We start from the raw sequence: 645 nt of genomic DNA on the forward strand, positions 1-645 counted from the left end.
CCATATGGACGCGGTCAAGGCAAATGTCACGGATTTCGCGTTCGAGCTTGCGGATGTTTTCGACACGGCTGCGCAGGTTGCCGCTGAGGCTTTCGATTTGGCGGGTGGCGAAGCGGACTTCCAAGAGCTTGTTGGCGATGGCGTCGCGGTGTGCCAGATAATCGGGGTGTCGGCTGTCGTGTTTTTCCAGCTTTTTGATCATCTTGCCGTATTCGCTTTCGATGAAGGCGAAATGATCCAGCACTTTTTGCTTCAATTCGGCAAGATGGGCGGCGGACATGGCTTCGGCATCGCTGCCGGAATCGTCGTCATCTCCGTCTTCATCCTCTTCATCTTCGTCGCTGCTACCGGAATCGTCGTCGTTTGACGCGCTTTCCAAGTGCCCCAAGCCCAATTCGTTGAGCAACACTTCGTTCGGATCGATGATGGCTTCAACCACTTCGTCCACGCGGATTTCATCCTTGCGGATTTGCTCGATCAGCGCGAGGATTTCAGCGATAGAACCCGGACAGGCGGAAATCGCCTGCACCATGTTTTTCAGGGCGTTTTCGATTTTTTTGGCGATGATGATTTCGTCTTCGCGGGTCAGCAGGTCAACCTGCCCCATTTCGCGCATATACATACGCACGGGGTCTGTGGTTCTGC

General features: G+C 54.4%; 1 protein-coding gene. It reads right to left on the reverse strand.

Features of this window, described 5'->3' with window-relative positions; translation table 11 throughout:
- The coding region (locus ACTHUR_RS15140; RefSeq protein ID WP_440399444.1) for a sigma-70 factor domain-containing protein at positions 1 to 645 on the reverse strand (645 nt) is incomplete at both ends.

The organism is Neisseria sp. P0021.S007, from assembly GCF_051956855.1.